Source organism: Caballeronia sp. ATUFL_M2_KS44, assembly GCF_023630965.1.
Lineage (GTDB): Bacteria > Pseudomonadota > Gammaproteobacteria > Burkholderiales > Burkholderiaceae > Caballeronia > Caballeronia concitans.
Window position 1 is genome coordinate 455,720 of sequence record NZ_JALQEA010000051.1, and the last position, 21,871, is coordinate 477,590.

The 21,871-nt window shown below is 65.7% G+C and carries 26 protein-coding genes; 5 read left to right on the forward strand and 21 right to left on the reverse strand.

The window, feature by feature from the left end; all coding sequences use genetic code 11:
* Window position 1: 1 nt before the first annotated feature.
* From NCR39_RS22790 to NCR39_RS22805, 4 genes are read right to left on the reverse strand one after another with little or no spacing between them, the layout of a single operon-like run.
* Window positions 2-1,366, reverse strand: a complete 1,365-nt coding sequence (locus NCR39_RS22790) for a short-chain fatty acid transporter (protein WP_250454333.1) — start codon at window positions 1,364-1,366, stop codon at window positions 2-4.
* Between the two features lie 28 nt (window positions 1,367-1,394).
* Entirely contained in the window at window positions 1,395-2,204 is an 810-nt protein-coding gene (locus NCR39_RS22795; protein ID WP_250454334.1) for an amidohydrolase family protein, read from the reverse strand.
* A 39-nt stretch (window positions 2,205-2,243) separates the two neighbouring features.
* Complete coding sequence (locus NCR39_RS22800) at window positions 2,244-3,434, reverse strand: CaiB/BaiF CoA transferase family protein (RefSeq protein WP_250454335.1); 1,191 nt, start codon at window positions 3,432-3,434, stop codon at window positions 2,244-2,246.
* Between the two features lie 13 nt (window positions 3,435-3,447).
* Window positions 3,448-4,341 (reverse strand): HpcH/HpaI aldolase/citrate lyase family protein, encoded by an 894-nt coding sequence (locus tag NCR39_RS22805; RefSeq protein ID WP_250454336.1) that lies wholly within the window; start codon window positions 4,339-4,341, stop codon window positions 3,448-3,450.
* A 97-nt stretch (window positions 4,342-4,438) separates the two neighbouring features.
* Between NCR39_RS22805 and NCR39_RS22810 the strand changes: the two genes are divergently transcribed.
* On the forward strand, window positions 4,439-5,329 hold the full coding sequence (locus NCR39_RS22810; RefSeq protein WP_250454337.1) for a LysR family transcriptional regulator: 891 nt from the start codon (window positions 4,439-4,441) through the stop codon (window positions 5,327-5,329).
* A 42-nt stretch (window positions 5,330-5,371) separates the two neighbouring features.
* Here NCR39_RS22810 and hutG read toward each other — a convergent pair whose 3' ends face one another.
* The 7 genes from hutG to NCR39_RS22845 are packed head-to-tail and all read right to left on the reverse strand — an operon-like array spanning window position 5,372 to window position 11,172.
* Window positions 5,372-6,190, reverse strand: a complete 819-nt coding sequence (hutG, locus tag NCR39_RS22815) for an N-formylglutamate deformylase (RefSeq protein WP_250454338.1) — start codon at window positions 6,188-6,190, stop codon at window positions 5,372-5,374.
* Between the two features lie 27 nt (window positions 6,191-6,217).
* Window positions 6,218-7,618: a formimidoylglutamate deiminase gene (locus NCR39_RS22820; RefSeq protein ID WP_250454339.1), complete on the reverse strand. Its 1,401-nt coding sequence runs from the start codon at window positions 7,616-7,618 to the stop codon at window positions 6,218-6,220.
* Complete coding sequence (locus NCR39_RS22825) at window positions 7,615-8,166, reverse strand: HutD/Ves family protein (protein ID WP_250454340.1); 552 nt, start codon at window positions 8,164-8,166, stop codon at window positions 7,615-7,617. Before NCR39_RS22825 ends, NCR39_RS22820 begins: the two co-directional genes overlap by 4 nt.
* Entirely contained in the window at window positions 8,163-8,927 is a 765-nt protein-coding gene (locus NCR39_RS22830; protein WP_284507305.1) for an amino acid ABC transporter ATP-binding protein, read from the reverse strand. The genes NCR39_RS22825 and NCR39_RS22830 overlap by 4 nt, the downstream gene beginning before the upstream one ends.
* Window positions 8,924-9,592, reverse strand: coding sequence for an amino acid ABC transporter permease (locus NCR39_RS22835; RefSeq protein WP_250454341.1), 669 nt, complete (start codon window positions 9,590-9,592; stop codon window positions 8,924-8,926). Before NCR39_RS22835 ends, NCR39_RS22830 begins: the two co-directional genes overlap by 4 nt.
* Before the next feature lie 17 nt (window positions 9,593-9,609).
* The gene (locus NCR39_RS22840) at window positions 9,610-10,383 is read right to left on the reverse strand and encodes a transporter substrate-binding domain-containing protein (protein WP_250454342.1); all 774 of its coding nucleotides are present in this window, start codon (window positions 10,381-10,383) and stop codon (window positions 9,610-9,612) included.
* 39 nt (window positions 10,384-10,422) lie between these two features.
* Window positions 10,423-11,172, reverse strand: a complete 750-nt coding sequence (locus NCR39_RS22845) for an IclR family transcriptional regulator (protein ID WP_250454343.1) — start codon at window positions 11,170-11,172, stop codon at window positions 10,423-10,425.
* 269 nt (window positions 11,173-11,441) lie between these two features.
* Between NCR39_RS22845 and NCR39_RS22850 the strand changes: the two genes are divergently transcribed.
* Both NCR39_RS22850 and NCR39_RS22855 read left to right on the forward strand, forming a co-directional pair.
* On the forward strand, window positions 11,442-11,915 hold the full coding sequence (locus tag NCR39_RS22850) for a hypothetical protein (RefSeq protein WP_250454344.1): 474 nt from the start codon (window positions 11,442-11,444) through the stop codon (window positions 11,913-11,915).
* A gap of 40 nt (window positions 11,916-11,955) precedes the next feature.
* Window positions 11,956-12,264: a hypothetical protein gene (locus NCR39_RS22855; RefSeq protein WP_250454345.1), complete on the forward strand. Its 309-nt coding sequence runs from the start codon at window positions 11,956-11,958 to the stop codon at window positions 12,262-12,264.
* Between the two features lie 99 nt (window positions 12,265-12,363).
* Here the strand turns inward: NCR39_RS22855 and NCR39_RS22860 are convergent, their stop codons facing one another.
* From NCR39_RS22860 to NCR39_RS22885, 6 genes are all read right to left on the reverse strand, one after another.
* Window positions 12,364-12,654: a c-type cytochrome gene (locus NCR39_RS22860; RefSeq protein WP_250454346.1), complete on the reverse strand. Its 291-nt coding sequence runs from the start codon at window positions 12,652-12,654 to the stop codon at window positions 12,364-12,366.
* A 151-nt stretch (window positions 12,655-12,805) separates the two neighbouring features.
* Window positions 12,806-13,594, reverse strand: coding sequence for a fumarate/nitrate reduction transcriptional regulator Fnr (gene fnr, locus NCR39_RS22865; RefSeq protein WP_250454347.1), 789 nt, complete (start codon window positions 13,592-13,594; stop codon window positions 12,806-12,808).
* Window positions 13,595-13,763: 169 nt separating this feature from the next.
* Window positions 13,764-14,417: a response regulator gene (locus NCR39_RS22870; protein WP_250454348.1), complete on the reverse strand. Its 654-nt coding sequence runs from the start codon at window positions 14,415-14,417 to the stop codon at window positions 13,764-13,766.
* On the reverse strand, window positions 14,414-15,667 hold the full coding sequence (locus NCR39_RS22875; RefSeq protein ID WP_250454349.1) for a PAS domain-containing sensor histidine kinase: 1,254 nt from the start codon (window positions 15,665-15,667) through the stop codon (window positions 14,414-14,416). Before NCR39_RS22875 ends, NCR39_RS22870 begins: the two co-directional genes overlap by 4 nt.
* Window positions 15,668-15,817: 150 nt before the next feature.
* The gene (locus NCR39_RS22880; RefSeq protein ID WP_250454350.1) at window positions 15,818-16,315 is read right to left on the reverse strand and encodes a universal stress protein; all 498 of its coding nucleotides are present in this window, start codon (window positions 16,313-16,315) and stop codon (window positions 15,818-15,820) included.
* 96 nt (window positions 16,316-16,411) lie between these two features.
* On the reverse strand, window positions 16,412-16,552 hold the full coding sequence (locus tag NCR39_RS22885; protein WP_250454351.1) for a hypothetical protein: 141 nt from the start codon (window positions 16,550-16,552) through the stop codon (window positions 16,412-16,414).
* On the opposite strand from NCR39_RS22885, the gene NCR39_RS22890 reads away from it, so the two are divergent.
* Window positions 16,542-16,781 (forward strand): UDP-glucose 4-epimerase, encoded by a 240-nt coding sequence (locus NCR39_RS22890; protein ID WP_250454352.1) that lies wholly within the window; start codon window positions 16,542-16,544, stop codon window positions 16,779-16,781. The genes NCR39_RS22885 and NCR39_RS22890 overlap by 11 nt on opposite strands.
* A 51-nt stretch (window positions 16,782-16,832) precedes the next feature.
* Here NCR39_RS22890 and NCR39_RS22895 read toward each other — a convergent pair whose 3' ends face one another.
* Both NCR39_RS22895 and NCR39_RS22900 read right to left on the reverse strand, forming a co-directional pair.
* Window positions 16,833-17,495: a SagB/ThcOx family dehydrogenase gene (locus NCR39_RS22895; RefSeq protein WP_250454353.1), complete on the reverse strand. Its 663-nt coding sequence runs from the start codon at window positions 17,493-17,495 to the stop codon at window positions 16,833-16,835.
* Window positions 17,496-17,581: 86 nt separating this feature from the next.
* Window positions 17,582-17,794, reverse strand: coding sequence for a hypothetical protein (locus NCR39_RS22900; protein WP_250454390.1), 213 nt, complete (start codon window positions 17,792-17,794; stop codon window positions 17,582-17,584).
* Here NCR39_RS22900 and NCR39_RS22905 point away from each other — a divergent pair.
* Window positions 17,702-18,040 carry a CBS domain-containing protein gene (locus tag NCR39_RS22905; RefSeq protein WP_250454354.1) on the forward strand — a complete coding sequence of 113 codons (339 nt, stop codon included), beginning with the start codon at window positions 17,702-17,704 and terminating at the stop codon, window positions 18,038-18,040. The genes NCR39_RS22900 and NCR39_RS22905 overlap by 93 nt on opposite strands.
* On the opposite strand, the gene prpF is transcribed toward NCR39_RS22905, so the two are convergent.
* Entirely contained in the window at window positions 17,973-19,166 is a 1,194-nt protein-coding gene (gene prpF, locus NCR39_RS22910; protein ID WP_250454355.1) for a 2-methylaconitate cis-trans isomerase PrpF, read from the reverse strand. The genes NCR39_RS22905 and prpF overlap by 68 nt on opposite strands.
* Before the next feature lie 66 nt (window positions 19,167-19,232).
* Window positions 19,233-21,830, reverse strand: a complete 2,598-nt coding sequence (gene acnD / locus NCR39_RS22915; RefSeq protein WP_250454356.1) for a Fe/S-dependent 2-methylisocitrate dehydratase AcnD — start codon at window positions 21,828-21,830, stop codon at window positions 19,233-19,235.
* Window positions 21,831-21,871: the final 41 nt, after the last annotated feature.

Genomic DNA, 21,871 nt, shown 5'->3' on the forward strand with positions numbered 1-21,871 from the left:
CTCAGACGAAGATCAGGAGAGCCGCGCCATACACGATCAAACCGAGCGCGAACGTCATCACCGTGAAGCCGAGCACGCGTTGCACGCCGACGCCCGCCATGGCGACCACGGGCGCCGCCCAGAACGGCTGCAACATGTTCGAGACCTGCTCGCCCATCGCGACGGCCATCGTGGTGGCGGGAACGGACGCGTGCAGCGCGACCGCGGCGGGCACGACGAACGGTCCCTGAACGGCCCAGTGGCCGCCGCCGCTCGGAATGAAGAAGGTGACGATCAGCGAGCACACGTAGCTCCAGAACGGCAGCGTGTGCGCATTCGAAATGGCGATGAAGAAGTGCGAGATGGTGTCGGGCAGGCCGGTCGCGTCCATCATCCCCATGATGCCGCCATAGAGCGGGTACTGGAGCATCATCGAGCCGGTCTGCTTCGCGGCGTTCTTGATGGCGTCCGCATACGCGAGCGGATAGCCATGCAGAATCACGCCCGCGATGAACATCACGAAGATCACCGCGTTCACGCCGGAAAACGGGATCTTCTGGAATTGCGTCAATACGATCAGCCCCACGCCCACCACGCCGATGAACGCGCTGCCGATCCACGAATGCTCGATCCGGCGCGCGAAGCTCTGCTTGCCTTCGGGCTTCTCGCGCGTGGGCGCGTCGGGGAATTTCTCCGTGTCGAGCGCGACGACGTCTTCGTCGCGCGGCTTGAGCCAGATCAGCACGAAGGGCATTGCGAACAGCATGACGAGCGTCGGCACGAGGTTGAAGCGCGTGAACACGGTTTCGCCGAACGGCAGCACCGCGCCCGTCAGCTTCTGCACGACGTTCATGGAACTGCCGGGCGTCGATTGCGCCAGCGCGATGGAACTGGAAATGCCGCTCGCCCACACGACCCAGCCCGAAAACCCCGCCGCGACGATCCACGCGAAATCGACGCGCAATCGCTTCGCGACTTCACGCGCGAGCAGCGCCGCGACGACGAGACCCATGCCCCAGTTGAAGAACGACGTCACCGCGACGAGCACGAAGGTCAGCGTCGCCGCCTGCGCGGGCGTGCGCGCGATCGAGACGAGCGCCTTGAAGATGCGCTGCACCGGCGGCGCATGCGCGAACGCGTGGCCGGTCACGAGAACGAGCGTGATCTGGAAGGCGAACGTGAAGATGTCGAAGAAGCCTTTGTACCAGCCGCCGATCATCTTCGGCACGGTTGCGTGCGGCGCGAAGATGAACGACAGCGCCGCGACGATCGCCGTGATCAGAATCGCCAGCACGAAGGGGTCGGGGATAGTGCGCTCGAAAAGCTGAATGGTCGCTTCGGTGAAGCGTCTTTTGCGCACGGGGGTCGGCGCGGCGGCGGTTTTCATGCGGTGTCTCCGGGAAAGTCTTGTTCTTTTAGAGTGCGAAGCCGTAGAGCACGGCGGGATTCGTGACGAGGATGTGTTCGCGGGTCGCGTCGTCCTCGGTCCATTCGGCGAGCAGGTCGAGCAGGAAGGCGTCGTCGGGCTTCTCGGTCTCCGTCACGTGCGGCCAGTCGCTGCCCCACACGAGCCGTTCAGGCGCCGCCTGGACCCATGCGCGCGCCATCGGCGTGACATCGGCGTAGCGGTGCTTCAGCCCGGCGGCCGAGTCGAGATACGGACCGGACAGCTTGACCCACGTGCGGCCCGCATCGGCGAGACGGCGCACGATATCGAAAGCCGCGTGATGCTCGCCGGCTTCGAGCGGCAGGCGCGCGCGATGATCGAAGACCATCTTCGCGGGCAGGCGATCCAGCAACGCTTCGTGCTCGACGATCTGCTCGGCAGTCCAATGCAATTGCACGTGCCAGCCCAACTCGGCGACGCGGTGCGCGAGCGGCTCGACCATCTCGAAGCCGACGGCCGCATGCTTCGCCGTATAGAGCGTGAAGCGTATGCCGCGAATGCCGCCTCGATCGAGCGCGGCCAGTTCGTCGTCGGTGACGTCCGGATTCAGCACGGCGATGCCGCGCGCATTGTCGATGCCGAGCTGACGGATGGCATCGACGGTGACGGCGTTATCCGTGCCGTACACGCGCGGTGTCACGATCACCACGCGCCCGGTGCCGATCTTCGCCTGCACCTTGCGGTACGCATCGACATCGGCGTTGTCCTCGAAGGCCGCGGCGTCGCCTTGCTTGAGGAACGCGCGGTCGTAGATATGGATGTGCGAGTCGCATTTCATCGCGATGGGTCTCCTCCGTTTTCGTATGCTGTCAGCCGGTCAGAGCACTGCGGCCTTGGCGCGCAATGCTTCGATTTGTGCGTCGCTCAAGCCCGCTTCGCGCAGCAGGGCGTCGCTGTGCTGCCCGAATGCGGGCGCGGCGAAAGGCTCGGGCAGCGGCGTCGCGCCGAAGCGTACCGGATGCTTGAATCCGCGATATGCGCCGACGCCCGGATACTCGAACCGCGCGACCATGTCCTCGGCGAGCACTTGAGGATCGTCGAACATGTCTTCGATGCTGCGCGCGGCGGCGCACGGGACGGCATCGCCGAAAAGCGCTTCCCATTCGAGCGCCGAACGCCGTGCGAGCGCGGCGTGCAGCTTCGGCACGATTTCATCGCGATGCATCGCGCGCTTGCGCACGGTGTCGTAGCGTTCGTCGGTCGCGAGCGCATCGAGGCCGGTCAGCCCGCACAGCGATTTCCAGAAGTGCGGCGTGTTGGCGGAGAGGTACAGATAGCCTTCGCGCGTCGGATGAATGCCGGTGATGCCGCCCGAGCGCATGTCGCGGCCCACGTCCTTCGGTTCGCTGTCGGCCCAGATCATGCGCGCGGATTGCATCGTGAGCGCGCTGCGCAACAGCGATACGCCGACGTACTGGCCTTCGCCGCTCTTCTCACGCGCGAACAGCGCCGACGAGACACTCGACGCCACCAGCGCCGCCGCGTAGTAATCGACGACCGAGCCGTACAGCACTTCGGGCGGACCGCCGGCGGGGCCTTGCAGCGCGCACATGCCGGTCATCGTTTGCAGAACCTGGTCGTAACCGGCCTTGTCCTTGTTCGGACCGGCGTCGCCGTAGCCCGTCACGGCGCAATAGACGAGACGCGGATTCACCTCGCGCAACTGCTCGTACGCGATGCCGAGCCGCGCCGGCACGCTCGGGCGGAAGTTGTGGACGAGCACGTCGGCTTCCTTGACGAGCGCCAGCAGCACGTCGAGCGCCTCCGGTTGCTTGAGATCGAGCACGAGGCCGCGCTTGCCGCGATTCACGCCGAGAAACGCGCGGCTTTCGGCTTCGAGCGTCGACGGATACTTGCGCAGATTGTCGCCCGTGGGCGGTTCGATCTTGATGACTTCCGCGCCCTGATCCGCGAGCAGCGTGCAGCCGTACGGCCCGGCGATATAGGCGCTCAGATCGAGCACGCGGACGCCCGAAAGCGGTCCGCCACGTCCTGCCTGTTGTCCCATCTGACTTCTCCTTTCAAATGCCTGCGCAGGCGCGCTGTTCTTCCGAGAGCAGGCCGAGCCGCGCCGCGTCCGCGACGAGCGCGCGCGCCCGTTCGACGAACGGCGGATCGATCATCTTTCCATCGACGACATATGCGCCGATGCCTTGCGCGTCCGCATCGCGCGCCGCTTGCACCACGCGCACGGCATGCGCGATGTCGTCATCGGATGGACGGAACACGTCGTTCGCGACCGCGATCTGGCTCGGATGAATGCAGCTCTTGCCGATGAATCCGAACGCGCGCGCCATCTGCGCTTCGGCGCGAAAGCCGTCGATGTCCTTGATATTGGCGAATGCGGTGTCGTAGGCGAACACGCCGGCTTCGCCCGCCGCGACGCGCAGCGCGAACATCGCCTGCTGAATGGCGGCGGTTTCGCGGCGCGCGATCGACAAAGGTTCGAACAGATCGCCGAGGCCGAGTTGCAGCCCGGCGACACGCGGATGCGCGAGCGCCAGCTCGGCCGCGTGGCGCAACGCGCGCGGCGATTCGACGTTCAGCAGCAGCCCGATCGGTTCGGTGACGCCGTTCGCGCGCTCCGCCGCTTCGAGCGCGGCGGCGGCGGCGCGGACGTCGTCGGGATGCTCGGGCTTCGGCACATTCACGAGCGACACGCCGTTGCGCGCGACGGCTTCGATGTCGGTGGCGAAAAACGGTGTCGAGAGCGCATTGACCCGCACGATGAGCGTCTTGCGGCTCGCGCGGGCGTCGTCGGCGGCGAGCAGCGCGCGCAGGTCGGTGCGCGCCTGCGGCTTGCGCTCCGGTGCGACGGCGTCTTCGAGGTCGAACGACAGGGCGTCGGCGGCGCTGGCGAGCGCCTTGGCGAAGAGTTCCGGGCGCGAGGCCGGGACGAAGAGCTTGCTTCTCATGCGTCTCCCTTGCTTTATGTATGCCGGCCAGTCTACGTTCGCCCACGTTTTAGATAAACTATCCGCGTCTATCTTAAAACGAAAGAAAAGCTAGCTTATGGAGACCGCATTCCTGTCGAACCTGCTGCTCGTCGTCGATACCGGCTCGATGGCGGAAGCCGCGCGGCGCGTCGGCGTGACGCCGGCTGCCATCGCACAGCAAATGTCGGCGCTCGAACGCGAGCTGGGTGTCGCGCTCCTGACGCGATCGGGCCGCACGGTGATGCCGACGGAGGCGGGGTATCGCGTGATCGAGCGGGCGCGCGGCCTCGTCGCCGACCTCGCGGAACTGAAGGCGCACGCGCTGGAAGGCGAGGCGACGGGGGAATTGCGCATCGGCACCATCACGACGGCGCTCCTGAGCCTGCTGCCCGACGTGCTCGCCAACTTCGCACGCGCGTTCCCGCGCGCGAAGCTGCTGATTCGGGCGGGCACGTCGATGGAGCTATACGACACGCTTCAGCGCGGCGATCTCGATGTCGCCATCTGTCTCCATCCGGCTTTCGCGCTGCCGAAGGCGTACGACTGGCATCTGCTGCGAGAGGAGCCGCTCGTCGTGCTCGCGCCCGCGCGGCTCGCCGCCGAAGACCCGCACGAACTGCTGCAGCGTGAGCCGTTCATCCGCTACGACCGCACGCTCGGCGGCGGCAAGCAGGCGGATCAGTACTTGCGCGCCGCGCGGATCGTGCCGAACGAACTCTTCGAACTGAACTCGCTGATGGCGATTGCGATGATGGTCGATCGCGGACTGGGGGTATCGCTCGTGCCGGATATCGTCTCGCCGATGACGTCCGCGCTGTCGGTCGTGCAGCTCGCGTTGCCGGTCCGGGCGGAGCCGCGCCGCTTCGGCATGGTGTGGCAGCGGGCGTCGCCGCGCGCCCGGCTCATCTACGGCATGATGCAATGCGCCGATGAAGTGATCGCGGCGAGCGTGGCCAACGGTAACTGACCGCGGCCTGGCCGGATGCGCGCCGGCCTCGAAGCATCGCGTTCAGCTTTCCCGCGCGCCGCGCGCGTTCAGTTCGACGATCGCGTCTAGCGCGCCGCTCACCATCCCGCGCACGACCGGCTCCACTTTCCGCGCGACCTCGGGCAGATAGTCGAACGGCGCATCCTCGCTCATGTAGGTGGACTGGCACATCTCCAGTTGCACCGCATGCACGCCGTCCTGCGGCGCGCCGGCGTGCCGCGTGATGTAGCCGCCTTTGAAGCGGCCGTTCGCAATCCACGTGAAGGGACTCGCGGCGGCGGCGCGCTGCACCGCTTCCTGCACCGAAGGCGCGGCGGTGCGGCCATCCTGCGTGCCGATGTTCAGATCCGGCAGCTTGCCTTCGAACAGGCGCGGCAGCACGCTCGCGATCGAATGCGCTTCCCACAGCAGCACATTGCGATGCTGGCTGCGCAGGCGCGTCAGTTCTTCGTGAAGGGCGTCGTGATACGGCTGCCAGTACGTGGCCACGCGGCGATCGCGCTCGGCCGCGTCGGGCGCGCAGCCATCGCGATACAGCGGCGCGCCGCGAAACGTTTCGGTCGGGCACAGCGACGTGGTGGTCTGTCCGGGATACAGGCTCTCGTCGTTCGACGGCCGGTTCAGGTCGATCACGTAGCGCGACACGCGCGCGCCGAGAATCGTCGCGCCGAGTGCGCGGGCGAATCCGTAGAGGCGGTCGAGATGCCAGTCGGTATCCGCGACCGTCAGCGCGATATCCGTGTACCGGTCGCGCAGGGCGTCGGGAATGTGCGTGCCGAGATGGGGAATGGAGATCATCAGCGGCGCATCGCCGCGTTCGAGCGAGAAGAGATCGTTCATGGTGGCTGGATTGAATGACGGTTGCGTTCAGGCGTCGGCGAGAAGCTGCGCCAGCGCCCGGCGATAGTCCGCGTAATGCCTCGCTTCGTCGCGATGACGGCGCGCGTGGATCACGCGCTCGCCGCCGACGAAGACATCGCGCACCGGCGTTTCGCCGTGCTCGCAGAAGACGGCGGACGAAAGCCACGTCGCGCGGGTCTGTTCGGCGAGATCAGGATGGTCGGGATCGAGCACGATCCAGTCCGCCCGCGCGCCTGGCTCGAGCGTGCCGACGGCACGGCCGGCCGCGCGCGCGCCGCCCGCGAGCGCGCCTTGGAACAGCCGGTCGGCGACATGCGAAGTCCGCGGGGAGGCCAGCACGTTGCGCTGACGCCGCGCGAGCCGCTGGCCGTATTCGAGCAGGCGCAATTCCGCGCGCCAGTCCACGCCGATATGGCTGTCCGAGCCCACGCCGAACGCGCCGCCCGCATCGAGATAATCGAACGCGGGGAAGAGGCCGTCGCCGAGATTGGCTTCGGTCGTGAGGCACAGGCCCGCAATCGCGCCGCTCTTCGCGAGCGCGAGCGTTTCGCGTTCGTCGACGTGCGTCGCATGCACGAGGCACCAGCGCGCGTCGACGTCGAAACGATCGAGCAGCCATTGCACGGGCCGCGCGCCTGAGGCCGCGAGGCAGGCATCGACTTCCGCTGTCTGCTCCGCAACGTGGATGTGCACCGGCGCGCCGGGCGACATCGCATCGAGCCCTTCGAGCGCGGCGCGCAACGTTTCCTCCGACACGGCGCGCAGCGAATGCGGCGCGATGCCGTAACGCAGCGCGCCGTGCTCCGGACGCGCCGCGCGCAGCGTGGCGAGCAGCTCGAGGAAGGCGTCGGTCGTGTTGATGAAGCGGCGCTGGTCGGCGCGCGGCGGCTCTGCGCCGAAGCCGCTGTACTGGTAGAGCACCGGCAGCATCGTCATGCCGATGCCGGTTTCGCTCGCGGCGTCCACGACGCGCTCGGCCATCTCGGCGGAATGCGCGTGGCGGCTGCCGTCCTGCGCGTGATGCACGTAGTGGAACTCGCAGACGGACGTATAGCCCGCCTTGAGCATCTCGACATACAGCCAGCGCGCAATCGCACCGAGCGTCTCCGGCGTGATGCGTGCGGCGAAGCGGTACATCAGGTCGCGCCAGCTCCAGAAGCTGTCCGTCGGGTTGGCGCGATATTCGGTGAGGCCGGCCATCGCGCGCTGAAACGCGTGCGAGTGCAGGTTCGGCATGCCGGGCATGACCGGCCCCGCCGCGCGCGCGGCATCCGGCGGCGCGGCAGGCGTATCGGGCGTGACGGCGACGAGCGTGCCCGCATCGTTCCATTCGAGCAGCACGTCGGTGCGCCAGCCGTCCGGCAACAGCGCATGCGCGGCGAACAGCGATTTCGTGGATGAATTCATGAGTCGGCTTCTTCCGTATCCAGCGACGCGCACACGAGCACGCCGTCTCCTTGTATATCGATTTCGACGGCGTTCGCCCCGTCGATGCGCAGCGTGTCGAACCGCGTCAGCGCGATGCGCGTCTCACCGGCCCGCACGTCGAACGAACCCTGCGCGCAAAGCAGCAACGCGGTGTCCGCGGCGAGCGTCCGGCGGCCCGGCGTGCGCAGGAGTTCGAGCGAGGCGCGCGCCGCGCCGCGATACGTCATCAGGTTGAACACCCGCACCGGGCCGCTCGCGAGGTGCGCCGCAACGGGCGCGTCGCCGGCGAAGCGGGCAACGTCGAATGCGCGCAGGACGCCGTGGCTGCCGAGCGTCATGCCTGCGCCGTCGAGCACCATCAACAGGCGGTCGATGCCGTCGAAACGGGAGAACGGCCCGTCGCGATCGATATCGGCGATGCTCACGCGCCAGGCGTTCGCCGAGGACGCGACTTCGCGCGTGATGCCGCCGCCGTTCTTCCACGGCGAGGCCACGAGCGCGTCGCCGCGTATCAGGGTCGGATTCATGCGCGCGACAGCACGGCCTGCAGGAACGAGCGCGTGCGCGGCTGCGACGGTGCCGAGAAAATCTGCGTGGGCGGTCCCGCTTCGACGATCTCGCCGCCGTCCATCACGACCACGACGTCCGCCACTTCCTTCGCGAAGCCCATCTCGTGCGTGACGACGAGCATCGTCATGCCTTCGGAGGCGAGCAGCTTCATCACCTGCAGCACTTCGCCCACGAGTTCGGGGTCGAGCGCCGAAGTCGGTTCGTCGAAGAGCATGACGCGCGGCTGCATCGCGAGCGCCCGCGCGATGGCCACGCGCTGCTTCTGGCCGCCCGAAAGGCTCGCGGGCATGGCATCCGCCTTGTGCTCCAGACCCACCTTCTTGAGCAGCGCGAGCGCGGCGGCTTCGGCGTCGGCTTTCGATGCGCCGCGCAGCATGCGCGGACCCACCGTGATGTTGTGCAGCACCGAAAGATGCGGGAACAGGTTGAACGACTGGAACACCATGCCCACTTCGGTGCGCAGCGCGTTGAGCGAGCGCTCCTTGAGCATCGTGCCGTGATCGACGAGCCGCTGGCCGCAGATATCGATCGTGCCGCGCTCGGGCTGCTCCAGCCCGTTGCAGCATCGCAGGAACGTGCTTTTGCCGGAACCGCTCGGCCCGATCACGACCACGACCTGGCTCGGCTGAATGTCGAAGTCGATGCCGTTCAGCACGCGATGCGGCCCGAACGACTTCGTGAGTTCGCGGATGCTGACGATAGGTTGAGCGCTGCTCATTGCACCATGCCTCCTGCGCGCAGCCGGCGCTCGACGCGATGAAGAATGAAGTTGGTCGCCTGCGTGAGCACGAGGTACACGAGCGCGATCACGATATACACCTCCAGCGACCGGTACGACACGCTGATGATCTTCTGGCCTTCGTGCATGAGATCGTGAATGGTCAGGAGCGACACCAGCGCCGAGTTCTTGATGAGCGCGATGAACTCGTTGCCGAGCGGCGGAATCATGCGCACGATGGCCTGCGGCAGAATGATCGCGCGCATGGCCTGTCCCGACGACATGCCGATGGAGCGCGCCGCTTCCATCTGTCCGCGATCCACGGACTGAATCGCGCCGCGCACGATCTCCGAGACGTAGGCCGCCGAATACAGCCCGAGCCCGAGCATGCCGCACACGAACGCGGGCAGCAGGATGTCGAATTGCGGCAAGCCGAAGAACAGCAGGAACAGCTGCACGAGCAGCGGCGTGCCGCGAAAGAAGATCAGGTAGCCGGTGCAGAAGCCGTAGACGAGCCGCCGCTGCGGATAGAGCCGGCCGATGCCGATCAGGAGGCCGAGCAGGCACGAAAGCACGAGCGCGGCGGCGGTCACTTCCACCGTGACCAGCGCGCCGTGCGCGATATCGGCCCAACCGGCGAACGCCGGCGTGAAGTCGAGTTGCATGAGTCGGATTCGCCGGGTTACTTCGCGCTAGCCGTGGTGCTGGCGCTCGCGCTGAACCACTTCTTCACGATGGCGTCGTAGGTGCCGTCCGCCTTGATCTTCGCGAGCGCGGCGTTCATCTGGTCGCGCAGTTGCGGTTCGTCCTTGCGCACCGCGATGCCGTACGCTTCGGTCGTCAGCTCCTTGTCGAGCACGCGGAAACCGGGGCGCGTGCGCACGAACTGGAACGCGGCGGGCTTGCCGGTGACGGCGGCGTCGGCACGGCCGATCCCGACGAGATCGAACATCTCCTGGTTCTTTTCCACTTCCACGCGCTGCACCTGCGGATAGTTGTCGCGCAGGAAATTGACCGACTTCGTGCCGACCTGCACGGTCACTTTCTTGCCGTTGAGATCGGCGAGGGTCTTGATCGGCGAGTCCGCCTTGACGAGCGCGGAGAGACCGCCCGCGAAATACGACTGCGTGAAATCGACGACCTGCGCGCGCTCCGGCGTGATGTAGATGCCCGAGATCGCCGCGTCGAAGCGCTTCGCCACGAGACCCGGAATCAGCCCCTTGAAGTCGATGTCCGTCCACTGGACCTGCTTGCCCATCGCCTTGGCCAGCGCGTTCATGATGTCGATGTCGAAGCCGGTGCGCTGGCCCTTGTCGACGAATTCCATCGGCGGGAAGGTCGCGTCGGTCGCGACGTTGAGCACGTTCGAATCCTGCGCGGATGCCGTGCCGGGCGCGATCGCCGTCAGCAGCGCCATGCCGAGGCTCGCAGCGGAAAGAAGGCTTTTCAGTTTCATGGTGTGGGCTCCAGAGTGTGTGGTCGTCGTTGAGTGAGTTCAGGCGGACTGCAGCCGGGCGGAAATGCTGTTGGCCGTGCGCACGGTCCAGTCGGCGAGTTGCCGTTCGCGGCCCGCGGCGCGCGATGACGGGGCCATCAGCGTGATCGATGCGCTCGCGCCCGCGCCGCGCGACGTGCGGCGGAACACGGGCGCGCTCACGCCCCAGACGCCGGGATCGACTTCGCTGTCGCTCACGGCGTAACCGCGCGCGCGGATGCGCTCCAGTTCCGCTTCGAGTGCGCCGCGCGCCGCGTGGTCGTCGGCGAACTGGCGATCGAGCGCTTCGTTGCGTGTTTTCTCGGACATGAACGCGAGCAGCGACTTGGCGGATGCGCCCGCGCGCAACGGCACCGCGCGGCCTTTTTCGAACGAGCAGCGCAGCGAGTGAGTGCTCTCGATCATCTCGAGGCAAATCACCTGATCGTTGATGGCGACGATGAGTCCGACGCTCTCCTGGGTCGCGCGCGAAAGCTGCACCATGCCGTCGCGGCTCGCTTCGACCAGCATCGAATTGATGTCGAAGCCGAGCGCGAGCTGCAGGCTCACGGGGCCGGGCGCATAGCAGCCCGCGTCTTCCGTCACGAAGCCCCAGCGCTTGAGCAGCGCGACCTGGCGATAAAGCGTGCTTTGCGCGAGACCGGTCGCGCCGAGCATGTCCTTCACGGACATGGCCTTGCCGTGGCTCGCGAGCGCGGTGAGCACGAGCAGCAGGCGCTCGGCGCCGATGACGGTGGATTCCTGTGTCACGTTGAGTGTTGCCTGAAGGGAAGCGATCGCGATAACGCAGAATGCCACGTCACTCCCGCCGGACAAAAATACGATTCCCAGCCAATGAGAAGAAGAGGCTAGGGTTTTCCACTAACGTCCACGGGCGACGCTGACTTCAGATGCGCTTCGGGCCGACAGCGACGCGCGCGTGGCCGTATCGAAACGTGCAAGGCTGAGCCAGGTCAATTCGAGCGATGCAATTAGCGGTACTGTCATCTCATCGCCATAGCGACGCCACGGAGCGCGGGATGAGAGCACGATCGTTTTGCGCCACGCTTGTCTTGAGCGCGCTGGCTGGCTGCTCGACGGATGCGCGCTGGAATCGCTTCAGCGAGACCGAGCCCGCGTTGCTGCAGGCGCGCGAATTCGCCGCCGTCGATTGTCAGGGGCCGGACGAGTGCTCGCTGCTCTGGACGCGCACGAAGGCATACGTCACGCGTTATTCGGCCACGCACATACGCTATGCCGATGAACGCGCCATCGAAACCGCGCGGCCGCTCGAAGCGGGCGTGGTGTACCTGTGGGCCACGCGCACGCCATCGGCGGAGAAGCGCGGGTGGGCGCGCATCAGCGTGAAGGCAATGTGCCGGGGCATGTACGCGATGGATGGCGGCCCCGGCTGGCTATACACGCAATGCGCGAGCGAGATACAGAAGGTCGAGATCCGGTTTCGCGGCTTCGTGCTCGCACCGGAGCGAGGTGCTCAGGACGATGCCGCGTGAAGCGGCGGCTCGGCCATGAAGAAGGACGAGGAGAGCGCTCATGGGGCTCGGAATGCAGATTGCGTATCGGGGGTTCGCCGGTTCGGACGACGCGGAGCGCGTGGCCGGCGTCGAACTGGTGCGGCTCGAACGCGCCGCGACCGATATTGCCAACAGCCATCTGACCGTCGAAGCGTATCGTGATCCATCGGGCGCGCGGCGCTACGATGCGCGGCTCGATCTCATCACGCGGGCGTTCGATCTGATCCCGGTGGAGCGCGGTTCGGACGCGGACGTGTGCATCGCGATTCATCGTGCGTTCGACAACGCCATGCGCCTGCTCGAACAGCGGCACGTGTCTTCCGCATGATCTTCTATGCGCTCGCGTTGCGTCCCGGCATCGCGCCCGGGTTCGTCATGCATCACGATGCGTGTCCGGTTCGATCGTGTCCTTAGCGTGACGTCGCGACTAATGACGCAACACCCATTCGACGAGCACATGCGCATCTTCCGGCGAAAGCGCGCCGCCGCGTTCGGCGGGCATCGGCATGGCCATGTCGCCCCAGTGTGTGCGGCCGCCCGCGCGCAGCTTGTGCTCCAGCATGGCTTGCGCTTGCGGATCGTCGCGATACCGGTTTGCGATCTGCTGGAACGATGGCGCAAGAAACGGCGCGTCGTTGGTATGGCAGAACATGCAGTGTTGCTGATCGATCAGCGCGCTCGGTTCGGATTGCGCCAGCGCGCGCGATGCGCACGACATGAGAACGGCAAGCAGCGCAGCGAATGCACGATGACGAGAAAGAGCGAGAAGCATGGCGCGCAACGAATGAAGGTACGCACCGATGATGCGATCCGCGGCCGCGAGGCTCGTTGATCTGCATCAACGGCGCATAGCCAAGCGCAATCGCGCGTCAAACGCTTTCGAGGCTCGCCTGATTCAGTATGCGCACTTCCTTGCCGCGCGCATCGACCACGCCCGCCTTTTGCAGCTTCGAGAACATGCGGCTCACGGTTTCGAGCTTGAGGCCGAGATAGCTGCCGATCTCCTCGCGCGTCATCCGCAGCACGAATTGCGCGGGCGAATAGCCGCGCGCCTTCATGCGCGCCGAGATGTTGAGCAGGAACGCAGCGACGCGCTGTTCCGCCGACATCGTGCCGAGCAGCATCATGAGATTGGACTCACGCACGATCTCGCTGCTCATCAGGCGATGCACGTGATGCTGGATCGCCTTGACTTCGCGGCAAAGCAGTTCGAGCAGATCGAACGGAATGATGCAGACGACGCTGTCTTCGAGCGCGAGCGCGTCGCACGTGTGGCTGTCGGAACTCACGCCGTCGAGTCCGAGCGCATCGCCCGCGAGATGAAAGCCCGTGACCTGCTCGTTGCCGTCGCGATGCACGACGACGGTCTTGAAACAGCCGCTGCGCACGGTGTAGACGCTCTGGAATGCATCGCCGGAGCGATAGAGCGTCTCGCCGCGCCGCACGATGCGCGTCGCGCAGATGATCGCGTCGAGCCGTTCGCATTCGTCCGGCGAGAGAGCGCTCGGCATGCAGACACGCTGCATCGAGCAAGTCGAGCAGCGCATTCCCTGGCGTGTTGCGCGCTGCGATGAGTTGTCCGCGATCTGAAACGCGCGACGCGGCGCGGGTGCTTCGTTGTGGCCGACGATGGGTCTGGCTTCGCTTATGGGAAACATGCTGCGCCTCCGGTCGAACGTTGGTTCGCGCGCACCGTGGTGCTTCCGGCGCGGCCGATGAATCCATGCGTTCGATTATCGGCTGCGTAAATTCCGAAATGAATCGGCGGTGGCGGAAACTTCCGTAGGCGCTTCGGCAGGCGTGTAGGGAAATCCTGACGGACGAAATTCAGACGTCGTCGTTCTCGTCGTCGAACAGATGATGCTTGACGGCATAGCGCACGAGCGCCGCTTCATGCGGCATCTGCATCTTCTCGAGAATGCGCGCCTTGTACGTGCTGATGGTTTTCGCGCTCACGCACAACGCTTCGCCGATCTGGTTGATGGATTCGCCTGCGCACAATCGGCGAAACACCTCGTGCTCGCGATCCGACAGGCGCTGGTGCGGCAACGCATCCGCCGGTTCCGTCAGGCTTTGCGCGAAGCGCTCGGCCATCGCGAGGCTCACGTATGCGCCGCCCGCCGCGACCTTCGTGACGGCGGAGACCAGTTCCGCGCTGGCGCTTTCCTTCGTGAGATAGCCCGATGCACCGGCCTTGAACGCGCGCGCGGCATATTGCTGCTCCGCATGCATGGTCAGCACGAGAATGCGAAGCGCGGGAATTTCGTCCTTGATCTGTTTGAGCAGTTCGAGGCCGCTGCGGCCCGGCATCGAGAGATCGAGCACGAGCACGTGAGCCGGCGTGGAGCGCACGAGGGCGAGCGTGCCCGGGCCATCGCTCGCTTCGCCGGCCACCTCGAAGCTGCTTGCGTTGGCGAGAATGTGGCGCAGTCCGTCGCGTACGAGCGTGTGGTCGTCCGCGATCAGCACTTTCGTCGTCATGGTTGCGATTCCTTTTCGTGCACCGCTTCTCGGGGCAGGACCACGGTCAGGACGAAGCCGTTGTCCGGCATCGAATCGACGCACACGCGGCCGCCCAGTGCATTCGCACGCTCGCGCACGTCGATCAGGCCGAAGCATTTTCCGTTCGGCGCAGGCAGTGCACGCGCGCCGATGCCATCGTCGCTCACGCGCAGTATGCAATCGCGTTCCTTGGCTTGAATCGACAGTTCGACGCGGCTGGCGTGCGCATGGCGGGCGACATTCGCGAGCGCTTCCTCGATGATACGGAAAACCGTCGTCGCTGCGTGCGCGTTGAACACGATGTCGCCGGTATCGAGCGTGTGCGTCACATCGATGCGATAGCGTTGAACGAAGTCGTCCACGAGCCAGTCGATGGCCGCGTTGAGTCCGAGATCGTCGAGCATGACGGGCCGCTGATGCGCCGCAATGCGCCGCAGCGAAGCGATATTGCGATCGATGAGACCGAGCATGCGCTTCAGGCGATCGGCAATATTCGCATCATGAGCCTTGCGCGCGGCGAGTTCCGCTTCGAGCGCGAAGACATCCATTTTGAGCGCGGTCAGCGTCTGACCGAGATCGTCGTGCAGTTCGCGTGCAATGCGGCTTTTCTCGTTCTCACGCAGTTGCTGAAGATTGACAGACAACGCGCGCAGTTCTTCACGCGACTGTTCGAGCTGCGCTGCCGCTTTCACGCGATCGGTGACATCGCGCAGGACGACGGTGAAGAGCTTGCCGTCGTCGTCTTCGGTCTGCGAGATGGATGCTTCGATGGGAAACTCTTCGCCGTCGGCGCGCAAGCCGAACAGCACGCGCTGCGCGCCCATCTGCCGGTCCGATACGCCGGTCGTGCCGAACTGCCGGACCTGATGCTCATGCGCCGCGCGATAGCGCTCGGGAATGAAGCGTGACAGCGACGCACCGATCGCATCGCTCGCGGGGCAACGGAAGACCTGCTCGGCCATCGGATTGAAGAGGACGATGCGCTGAGCCGAATCGATCGTGATGATGGCTTCCGTCGTCGAACGGATGATGCCGTCGAGGCGCGCGTGCGTCAGCGCTCCGCTTACGGCGATGGAACGAGACGCGCGTTGTCGCACGACGAGAAAGACGAGCGATGCGACGAGCAGCGCGCACGCGACGGCGGCTGTCCAGAGCCATGCCTCTTCGAGCGCCCCGGCAACGCAAACCGAAAGAAGGCGCTGAATGCCCAGCCACCACGCCGCGAACACGATGGCTCCCGCAAGAGCCGCCTTCGCGTACGCATGGCGCCGCAACCGGGCGTGCGGTTCATCGATGCTTCGATCTTGCTCATGTGGCCCTGGCATCGCCGCCCTGCAAAGTAGGGAAATGCGATTGAAGTCCCGGACGCAGGTCCTCGATCATTGCGCGACTTGCGCTGCTTCCTCCGCTTGCTTTGCCTGTGCTTCGGCTTCGCGTCCCGGGACCAACATGACGGGACAGCGCGCGAGCCGAATGAAGCGCTCGGCGACACTGCCGAGCAGGACGCGCTGAAAGCCGCGCCGTCCGTGCGTTCCCATCACGACGAGGTCCGCGCCGAAATCTTCTGCGCAATGAAGAATGCGCTCGCCGATGTCATCGCCCGTCAATTTCACTTCGGCGATGCGCGGCTCGCCCTTCACGCCTTCGCGCGCCATGCGCTCGGCCGCTTGCTTAGTCAGGCGCCGGCCTTCTTCGAGCAATGCATCGCGCATGTCGGGATAGAAGGTCGCGGCCGCGGTATAGGTCACCGGCTGAAGATCGACGATGAAGAGCGGCTGAAGCATGGCGCCGTTGTCCCGCGCGATCTTGAGCGCCTCTTCGAAGGCGTGCGTGGAAGTGATGCTGCCGTCGATCGGCGCGAGGATGCGTTGGTACATGGCGGACTCGTCTGAGGAAGAGGGCGGAATCGAAGGGAAGCCTCATTGCATGCGGAAGAGTGTATGGATCGGCTCATGAAACGCGCTTGACTCAGGTCAAACGATCACGAGGCAGAAACAACGAACCACGCCTTGACCTGGCTCAAGACGGCGCGCGCGGGCATCGATAAAGTCGAAATAGGCGATGGCCGCCGTACCGCATACGACGATGAACAGGAGCAGGGAAATGTCGATCAAGGGACAAGTGAATTGCGCGGACTGGACCGTGACATGCAACGCCGAACGAACATCGGAAGGCATCGTATGCACGATCGCCGTCGAGCATCCGAACGTGGAAGGCGGCCGATTCGTGCATCGGTTCAAACATGCAGGCGAGTTCGAAAGCGAGCGCGATGCGGTGCTCGCGGGCCTGCGCGAAGGCATGGCGTGGATCAATCTCAAGTCCGACAAGGTCATCAGCGTCTAGAGGCATGGCCTGCGTCAGTGCGAGGCAAGACGCCCGAAATAGTACGGATGCCTAACCGTATCGGGAATCGCGAGCGAAGCGCCCGACGGTCTGCGCGAGCATGGCGCTCGACCCGACCGGCAGCTTCAGATTGACGGCCAGCGCCGTGCGATTCATCCAGCCGCGTGCTGCTGCGGCGAGCCCTTCGGATGCGCAGAACAGATAGACGTTCTGCAGAATCGCACCGGCGCTCGCGCATGCGAAGTTTTCGCGCTGGCGAGGCGGCACGTCCTGCATGCGGTTCAGATCGGCGACATAAACGAGGTCCACCGGCGCATGCGCGAGAAAGTCCTGGTAGCCGGTCGTCGCGCGCAAGTCGAACGGCGCGACGAGCACGAGCTGGTGCGCGGTCGGGTCGTATCGATACGAGCCCGTGGCCAGCAGCACATAGATGTCGATCTCGTATCCGCCGAGCGCCGATGGCGCCGTGCGCCCGCCGTCCACATCGCGATTGATGCCGTCAGCCGCCCATAACAGGTCGCCGAGCAGACCGGTATCGATCGCATCGGACGAGAAGCTGCGGGTGGTTTGCCGCGCGGCGAGGGCGGCGAGAAGCGGCATGCCGCCGCTGCGTCGCGGCGCGGGGAACTCGATGACGGCGGGCGGCTCGGTTTCCACGGCACGCGGCGTCGGCGCGTTCAGCACGGCTCCGATTCGAAACAATGGCTTGATCATGGCTGTATGTCCGCGTTCGCTCACGCGCCGATAAGCGGCTAACGATCCGATTCTTCCACCGTGCAAGGGCAGACGATTGATCTGGATCAGTCGTCGCCGATCGAATGCAAGGCGCGCGACCGATTGACCCGTAACAACGACGCGCGGATACGAATATTCATGCTTGGCCATGAAATCATGACAGCGAGTGCCGCGCCGGGGTGGACATGAACGCAGGACGGATTTGCACGCTCGATGTCGTGACGTGCCGTGCCGACACCACCGTGCTTGCCGCTTCGAAGCTGATGCGGGAGGGCCATGTGGGCGATGTCGTGGTCATCGAGACGACAGAAGGCCGCAAGACGCCGATAGGTATCGGAGCGCGAGCGCGCCTCTTCGCGAATCGCGATAGTGGAGCGGCATCGCGAGAACGAAGTCGAAGCACCAATCGTTCTCGCGCCGCGAAGCAGTGCGTATTGTCGCGACCGCGTCGATGCCTTAGGCTTGCGAATCCACCGGCACCCGCACGTTCCCCTCCATCAGCACGCGCGCGCTGCGGCTCATGATGGCCTTCGTGACCTTCCATTCGCCGTCCGCTTCGACCGCTTCCGCGCCCACGCGAAGCGTGCCCGACGGATGCCCGAATCGCACTTCGCGGAGGGTGCCGCCGCCCGCCGCGAGATTGACGAGCGTGCCCGGAATGGCCGCTGCCGTGCCGATCGCGACGGCGGCGGTGCCCATCATCGCGTGATGCAGCTTGCCCATCGACATCGCGCGCACCAGCACGTCGACGTCTTCCGCACCGATGCGCTTGCCGCTCGACGCCACATACGCGGCCGGCGGCGCGACGAACGCGACCTTCGGCGTGTGCTGGCGCTTCGCGATGTCGTCGAGGCTCGCGATCAGCCCCATGCGCAGCGCGCCGTAAGCGCGAATGGTCTCGAAGCGCCGCAGCGCCGCGTCGTCGCCGTTGATCGCGTCCTGAAGTTCGGTGCCGGTATAGCCGATCGAATCGGCGTTGACGAAGATCGTCGGAATGCCCGCGTTGATCATGGTCGCCTTCAGCGTGCCGATGCCGGGCACTTCCAGGTCGTCGACGAGCTGGCCGGTCGGGAACATCGCGCCGCCCGCGCCTTCTTCATCGGCGGCCGGATCGAGGAATTCGAGCTGCACTTCGGCGGCAGGAAAAGTCACGCCGTCCAGTTCGAAGTCGCCGGTTTCCTGCACCGCGCCGCGCGTCATCGGCACATGCGCGACGATGGTCTTGCCGATGTTCGCCTGCCAGATGCGCACGACCGCGACGCCGTCGTCCGGCACGCGCTCGGGATCGACGAGGCCGCTCGCGATCGCAAACGGACCGACGGCCGCCGACAGATTGCCGCAGTTGCCGCTCCAGTCGACGAACGGCTTGTCGATCGACACCTGTCCGAACAGGTAATCGACATCGTGACCGGGACGCGTGCTGCGCGAAACGATCACGGTCTTGCTCGTGCTCGACGTCGCGCCGCCCATGCCGTCGATCTGCTTGCCGTACGGGTCCGGGCTGCCGATCACGCGCAGGAACAGCGCGTCGCGCGCGGCGCCCGGCACGCGCGCGGCTTCGGGCAGGTCGTCGAGCCGGAAGAAAACGCCCTTGCTGGTGCCGCCGCGCATGTAGGTCGCGGCGATTCGGATCTGAGGTGCGTAGGCCATGCTTGAGTCCTGTATCGAAAGAGAAAGGATGCGGCGTGCGGCGCCGCATCCGCGAAGGCCGCGGTCTTACGCGGCGGTCTTCGACGATTCCAGAAAGTCCTGTGCGAAGCGCTGCAGCACGCCGCCCGCTTCGTAGATCGACACTTCCTCGGCGGTGTCGAGACGGCAGGTGACCGGCACTTCCACGCACGCGCCGTCCTTGCGCCGGATCACGAGCGTCAGGTCGGCGCGCGGCTTGCGCTCGCCGGTCACGTCGAAGGTTTCGGTGCCGTCGATGCCGAGCGTCAGGCGATTCACGCCCGCCTTGAATTCGAGCGGCAGCACGCCCATGCCGATGAGGTTCGTCCGATGGATGCGCTCGAAGCCTTCGGCGACGATCGCCTCGACGCCGGCGAGCCGCACGCCCTTCGCGGCCCAGTCGCGCGACGAACCTTGCCCGTAGTCCGCGCCCGCCACGATGATGAGCGGCTGCTTGCGTTCCATGTAGGTTTCGATGGCTTCCCACATGCGCGTGACCTTGCCTTCCGGTTCGATGCGCGCGAGCGAGCCTTTCTTCACCTCGCCGTCGACCACGGCCATTTCGTTGACGAGCGTGGGATTTGCGAAGGTCGCGCGCTGCGCCGTCAAATGATCGCCGCGATGCGTCGCGTAGGAATTGAAGTCCTCTTCCGGCAAGCCCATCTTCGCCAGATATTCGCCGGCCGCGCTGTCCGCGAGAATCGCGTTCGACGGCGACAGGTGATCGGTCGTGATGTTGTCGCCGAGCACGGCCAGCGCGCGCATGCTCGAAAGCGTGCGCTTGCCCGCGAGCGCGCCTTCCCAGTATGGCGGACGGCGAATGTAGGTGCTCTCGCCGCGCCAGTCGTAGACCGGGCTGATGCCTTCGTCGCGCGCCTCGGTGACGGCGAACATCGGCTCGTAGACGCGGCGGAAGTGCTCGGGCTTCACGCTTTGCGCGACGATGGCGTCGATCTCCGCATCGTCGGGCCAGATGTCCTTGAGATACACGGGCTGACCGTTCGCGTCCGTGCCGAGCGAGTCCTGCTCGATGTCGAAGTGAATGGTGCCCGCGATCGCATACGCGACGACGAGCGGCGGCGACGCCAGAAAAGCCTGCTTCGCGTACGGATGAATGCGGCCGTCGAAGTTGCGGTTGCCCGAGAGCACGGCGGTCGTATAAAGCTCGCGCTCGACGATCTCCTGCTGAATGACCGGGTCCAGCGCGCCCGACATGCCGTTGCAGGTCGTGCACGCGAACGCGACGATGCCGAAGCCGAGCGTTTCGAGTTCGCCGAGCAGACCGGCTTCTTCGAGATACAACTCCACGGCCTTCGATCCCGGCGCGAGCGACGACTTGACCCACGGCTTGCGCGCAAGGCCGCGCGCGTTCGCATTGCGCGCGAGCAGCGCCGCCGCGATCACGTTGCGCGGATTGCTGGTGTTCGTGCAACTGGTGATCGCCGCGATGATGACCGCGCCTTCGGGCATCTTGCCCGGCGTCTCGACCCATTTCTGCGCGATGCCGCGTTCCGCGAGCTTCGACGTCGGCAGCCGCTTGTGCGGATTCGACGGCCCGGCCATGTTGCGCTCGACGCTCGACAGATCGAAGCGCAGCACGCGTTCGTACTGCGCGTTAGCGAGCGAATCGGCCCACAGTCCGGCGGTTTTCGCATAGGTTTCGACGAGGCGGATCTGCGCATCGTCGCGGCCGGTGAGCCGAAGGTACGCAATCGTCTGTTCGTCGATATAGAACATCGCGGCCGTCGCGCCGTATTCCGGCGCCATGTTCGAGATGGTCGCGCGGTCGCCGAGCGTGAGGCTCGATGCGCCTTCGCCGTAAAACTCGAGATAGGCGCCGACCACCTTTTCCTTGCGCAGGAATTCGGTCAGCGCGAGCACGATGTCGGTCGCCGTGATGCCCGGCTGGCGCTTGCCCGTCAGCTCGACGCCGACGATATCGGGCAGACGCATCCACGATGCGCGGCCGAGCATCACGTTCTCCGCCTCGAGGCCGCCGACGCCGATCGCGATCACGCCGAGCGCATCGACGTGCGGCGTGTGGCTGTCGGTGCCGACGAGGGTATCGGGATACGCGACGCCGTCGATCGCATGGATGACGGGCGACATCCGCTCCAGATTGATCTGATGCATGATGCCGTTGCCCGGCGGAATCACGTCGACGTTCCTGAACGCCTTCTTCGTCCAGTTGATGAAGTCGAAGCGGTCTTCGTTGCGCCGGTCCTCGATCGCGCGATTCTTCGCGAAGGCATCGGGGTCGAAACCGCCGCATTCGACGGCGAGCGAGTGATCGACGATCAGTTGAACCGGCACCACCGGATTCACCTTGGCCGGATCGCCGCCCTGGCTCGCGATGGCGTCGCGCAGGCCCGCGAGATCGACGAGCGCCGTCTGCCCGAGGATGTCGTGACACACGACGCGCGTCGGATACCACGGGAAATCGCGCTCGGTCTTGCGCTCGATCAGTTGCAGCAGCGAGGCGTCGAGCAGCGCCGGATCGCAGCGGCGCACGAGATTCTCCGCGAGCACGCGCGAGGTGTAGGGCAGGGCGTCGTAAGCGCCGGGGCGGATGGCATCGACGGCCGCGCGGGCGTCGAAGTAGTCGCAATGCGTGCCGGGAAGAGGTTTGCGGTTGGCAGTATTCATGGCCGTGTCTCGCTCATCGCATGTCTGTGCGCGAAGGCGCC

Excerpts from the sequence above, each read along its gene's own strand:
- NCR39_RS22790 (WP_250454333.1), bottom strand. The coding sequence starts at position 1,366 with ATGAAAACCGCCGCCGCGCCGACCCCCGTGCGCAAAAGACGCTTCACC.
- NCR39_RS22795 (WP_250454334.1), bottom strand. The coding sequence starts at position 2,204 with ATGAAATGCGACTCGCACATCCATATCTACGACCGCGCGTTCCTCAAG.
- NCR39_RS22800 (WP_250454335.1), bottom strand. The coding sequence starts at position 3,434 with ATGGGACAACAGGCAGGACGTGGCGGACCGCTTTCGGGCGTCCGCGTG.
- NCR39_RS22805 (WP_250454336.1), bottom strand. The coding sequence starts at position 4,341 with ATGAGAAGCAAGCTCTTCGTCCCGGCCTCGCGCCCGGAACTCTTCGCC.
- NCR39_RS22810 (WP_250454337.1), top strand. The coding sequence starts at position 4,439 with ATGGAGACCGCATTCCTGTCGAACCTGCTGCTCGTCGTCGATACCGGC.
- hutG (WP_250454338.1), bottom strand. The coding sequence starts at position 6,190 with ATGAACGATCTCTTCTCGCTCGAACGCGGCGATGCGCCGCTGATGATC.
- NCR39_RS22820 (WP_250454339.1), bottom strand. The coding sequence starts at position 7,618 with ATGAATTCATCCACGAAATCGCTGTTCGCCGCGCATGCGCTGTTGCCG.
- NCR39_RS22825 (WP_250454340.1), bottom strand. The coding sequence starts at position 8,166 with ATGAATCCGACCCTGATACGCGGCGACGCGCTCGTGGCCTCGCCGTGG.
- NCR39_RS22830 (WP_284507305.1), bottom strand. The coding sequence starts at position 8,927 with ATGAGCAGCGCTCAACCTATCGTCAGCATCCGCGAACTCACGAAGTCG.
- NCR39_RS22835 (WP_250454341.1), bottom strand. The coding sequence starts at position 9,592 with ATGCAACTCGACTTCACGCCGGCGTTCGCCGGTTGGGCCGATATCGCG.
- NCR39_RS22840 (WP_250454342.1), bottom strand. The coding sequence starts at position 10,383 with ATGAAACTGAAAAGCCTTCTTTCCGCTGCGAGCCTCGGCATGGCGCTG.
- NCR39_RS22850 (WP_250454344.1), top strand. The coding sequence starts at position 11,442 with ATGAGAGCACGATCGTTTTGCGCCACGCTTGTCTTGAGCGCGCTGGCT.
- NCR39_RS22855 (WP_250454345.1), top strand. The coding sequence starts at position 11,956 with ATGGGGCTCGGAATGCAGATTGCGTATCGGGGGTTCGCCGGTTCGGAC.
- NCR39_RS22860 (WP_250454346.1), bottom strand. The coding sequence starts at position 12,654 with ATGTCGTGCGCATCGCGCGCGCTGGCGCAATCCGAACCGAGCGCGCTG.
- fnr (WP_250454347.1), bottom strand. The coding sequence starts at position 13,594 with ATGTTTCCCATAAGCGAAGCCAGACCCATCGTCGGCCACAACGAAGCA.
- NCR39_RS22870 (WP_250454348.1), bottom strand. The coding sequence starts at position 14,417 with ATGACGACGAAAGTGCTGATCGCGGACGACCACACGCTCGTACGCGAC.
- NCR39_RS22880 (WP_250454350.1), bottom strand. The coding sequence starts at position 16,315 with ATGTACCAACGCATCCTCGCGCCGATCGACGGCAGCATCACTTCCACG.
- NCR39_RS22890 (WP_250454352.1), top strand. The coding sequence starts at position 16,542 with ATGTCGATCAAGGGACAAGTGAATTGCGCGGACTGGACCGTGACATGC.
- NCR39_RS22895 (WP_250454353.1), bottom strand. The coding sequence starts at position 17,495 with ATGATCAAGCCATTGTTTCGAATCGGAGCCGTGCTGAACGCGCCGACG.
- NCR39_RS22905 (WP_250454354.1), top strand. The coding sequence starts at position 17,702 with ATGAACGCAGGACGGATTTGCACGCTCGATGTCGTGACGTGCCGTGCC.
- NCR39_RS22900 (WP_250454390.1), bottom strand. The coding sequence starts at position 17,794 with ATGGCCCTCCCGCATCAGCTTCGAAGCGGCAAGCACGGTGGTGTCGGC.
- prpF (WP_250454355.1), bottom strand. The coding sequence starts at position 19,166 with ATGGCCTACGCACCTCAGATCCGAATCGCCGCGACCTACATGCGCGGC.
- acnD (WP_250454356.1), bottom strand. The coding sequence starts at position 21,830 with ATGAATACTGCCAACCGCAAACCTCTTCCCGGCACGCATTGCGACTAC.